The sequence below is a fragment of the Allobosea sp. 10L422 genome (assembly GCF_056395345.1).
Map to the genome: position 1 here is coordinate 1 of NZ_JBFTJI010000032.1, position 2,335 is coordinate 2,335.

General features: G+C 58.3%; 4 protein-coding genes. 2 read left to right on the plus strand and 2 right to left on the minus strand.

Annotated elements, in window-relative coordinates:
• Positions 1–353, minus strand: a 353-nt coding sequence (locus tag AC1DEZ_RS27660; RefSeq protein WP_476781345.1) for a helix-turn-helix transcriptional regulator, incomplete at its 3' end; no start/stop codon positions are given.
• Position 354: 1 nt separating this feature from the next.
• Here AC1DEZ_RS27660 and AC1DEZ_RS27665 point away from each other — a divergent pair.
• Positions 355–657: a MerR family transcriptional regulator gene (locus tag AC1DEZ_RS27665; RefSeq protein ID WP_476781346.1), complete on the plus strand. Its 303-nt coding sequence runs from the start codon at positions 355–357 to the stop codon at positions 655–657.
• Positions 658–715: 58 nt separating this feature from the next.
• Here the strand turns inward: AC1DEZ_RS27665 and AC1DEZ_RS27670 are convergent, their stop codons facing one another.
• Positions 716–994 (minus strand): DUF1488 family protein, encoded by a 279-nt coding sequence (locus AC1DEZ_RS27670; protein ID WP_476781347.1) that lies wholly within the window; start codon positions 992–994, stop codon positions 716–718.
• A 146-nt stretch (positions 995–1,140) separates the two neighbouring features.
• On the opposite strand from AC1DEZ_RS27670, the gene AC1DEZ_RS27675 reads away from it, so the two are divergent.
• A complete protein-coding gene (locus AC1DEZ_RS27675) occupies positions 1,141–1,344 on the plus strand; it encodes a hypothetical protein (protein ID WP_476781348.1) in 204 nt (67 codons plus the stop codon).
• Positions 1,345–2,335 lie beyond the last annotated feature (991 nt).

The window sequence follows — 2,335 nt, forward strand, 5'->3', positions numbered from 1 at the left end:
GCGTCGGTCGTGCGGAGAAGCTCAATTGCCTTTTCAAAGCGCGCCGCTTCGACCAGTTGTGAGTAGGAGAGACCGGCAGCGGCAAGCTTGCGTTGGAGGCTTCTGATACTGAGCCCTGCTGTCTTCGCAATCTCGCTGATTACCGGGACTCGTTCGTCCATGTATGATGTCAGCGCCGATCTAAGAAAGCCGATTATTTCGGCGCTAATAGAACTGGCATTGCCCTCGGAAATTTCCGGCTGAACATGCGTCTGGAAACAATTTAAAGTAATTTTTCTCATATTGCTCGCCTCCCCCAAGGCTACAAAATGATGCGCTTCGCCTAACATAAAAATCAATGAATATTGCAGCACAATGAATTCTGGGAAGCACGGGAAATCTCGCGCGTCCAGTAGCTGGCATGAGTTCGCTTGGAACGAGAAAAGCCGCGGCCTGCTCGCCCCCAGCCGTGATGGCGTGGATCGCGTCTACACCGAAGCCGACCGGGCGCGCATCGGCGAGATCCCTCTCATGCGCAAGCTCGGCTTCACCGTCCGGGAGATCAAGACCGGACGCTTCCCGCGCGAGAAGTTCGCCGAACAGCTCGCCATCGCCCGCAAGCAGCGTCAGGAGATCGACGGCGTCATCGCCGAGCTTGAGCGGAGGGCGGCGGCATGACCAGGCTCTATCTCGACATCGACGGCGTGCGCTTGAAGCTGCGTCGCGTTCCCGATCTTCAGGGCAAGTTCGCCCGAATGATCTGGATGATCGTTCCGCCCTTGTGCGCTCCTTTTTCGAGAAGGCGAGCGGCGGCAGCGGCAATCTCCCAACGATGTGATCGAAAACGGTCGAGGCAGTCCTCGTCTGTTTCGATAGCCTCAGCGGCGAGATCGCTCAGTGTCGTATATCCGACCTGGCAGATCGCCCTTTCGCCTCCATCGACCATGCAGAAGCGAACGCTTTGTCTCGCGCGCTCGCAATCAGGCGCGGTGTGCTCATCGAGAATGAAAGCCATGGCTGTTTGCCCCGTGAATTTGAGGGCTCGGGATCTGGAAACGGCAAGCGCTGGCGGCAGGACGCCGACGCACAACGCCCTGAATGTTCAATGCCAGACGAACATCACGGTTCCATTGCGCAACAGCATCGATCGGGATCGCCGTTATGGCTGACCGCTTCACCGCCCGCCAGAAGCAGCAGGCCCTCGCACGCAAACTCGGATTCCGCCGCCGCGTCTATGCGACCCGCATCGCCGAAGGCCGGATGAAGCAGGAGGTTGCTTTGTTTCAAATCGGAATCGTCGAGGAAATGGAAGCCGAGTATCGCCAGCGCGCCGACGCTGAGGACCATGCCGGGAGGTTGCTGTGATGCCTGCCCTCCAAATGAAGGACAACATGATCCCGGTTTTGCCGCATGCTCCGCTCGCCATCCGATGGGTAGCGTTGGCGGGTGCGCGGGCTGCCGACGTTCGTGCTCCCAGGCCCCGAGCATCGGCAGCCGATTCCGATCGAATTTACATCTATCGCTGGGATCGCTGCAGCCGAAAGGGCCAACGCTGCCATGTGTTCGCACGCAGGACCATGAACTCCGTAGGCGTCGAATTCGAAGATCACCGGCACCGGTGGCTTCCTTGCTCTACCGCCGGCCATGAGCGAGTCGCTGTCCCGGCTGCGAGTGATCGGGCACGTAGGCCAGACGGTCACCGATGGTTGATAGCTCGGACCAACTGCCAGTGAATGTAGCACTGGAGGAAGTTGATGCGGATCCTCCCAGAAACCCGCCGATCGCATGCAGCGGAACCTATCGAAACGCCCGAGCAATTTCGCGGTGCGCTGGAGCGCTGGCGATGCATCGATATCGCCGCTGAAGATGAGGACGTGAGCGAGCCGAGCTTGAGCTCAGCCTCTGTCGCTATCTCGCAAGCTGCGAGCACCGCGTTCGCTAGCTCGTCGCGGCTGCGGCTCCAGTTTCACGACGTGAAATCGGCCGCCGATCGGATTACGCCAAGGGCTGGAGGCCCGCGGACCCCGGCCTTCGTACCTCGCGCGAACTGATCGATTCCATAGGGAGCCAATTCTCGCTCGCATTCGTTTGCGACTGCTTTCTCGCCTCGCCCAGGAACATCTCGCAAAGGAAGGGAAGATTATTTCGAGTCAAAATCTGACATATGTTATTGATATGACAATCAAAATCTAATAATATCAATCTTTCTTCGGGGGTTACCTTTGACCGTTCGGCCCAAAATGTTTGTGGCTATAGAAGGACTTCGAGGCATCCTTGCCTGGTCGGTCGTGTTTTCTCACCTCGCCTACATCTCGGCGTTCAACGCCAATGGCGTGAGCTCGCTTCTTCGAGCCGT

What these genes read in the sequence shown, in the direction of transcription:
- AC1DEZ_RS27675 (WP_476781348.1), top strand. Translation starts at nt 1,141, where the DNA reads ATGGCTGACCGCTTCACCGCCCGCCAGAAGCAGCAGGCCCTCGCACGC.
- AC1DEZ_RS27665 (WP_476781346.1), top strand. Translation starts at nt 355, where the DNA reads ATGAATTCTGGGAAGCACGGGAAATCTCGCGCGTCCAGTAGCTGGCAT.
- AC1DEZ_RS27670 (WP_476781347.1), bottom strand. Translation starts at nt 994, where the DNA reads ATGGCTTTCATTCTCGATGAGCACACCGCGCCTGATTGCGAGCGCGCG.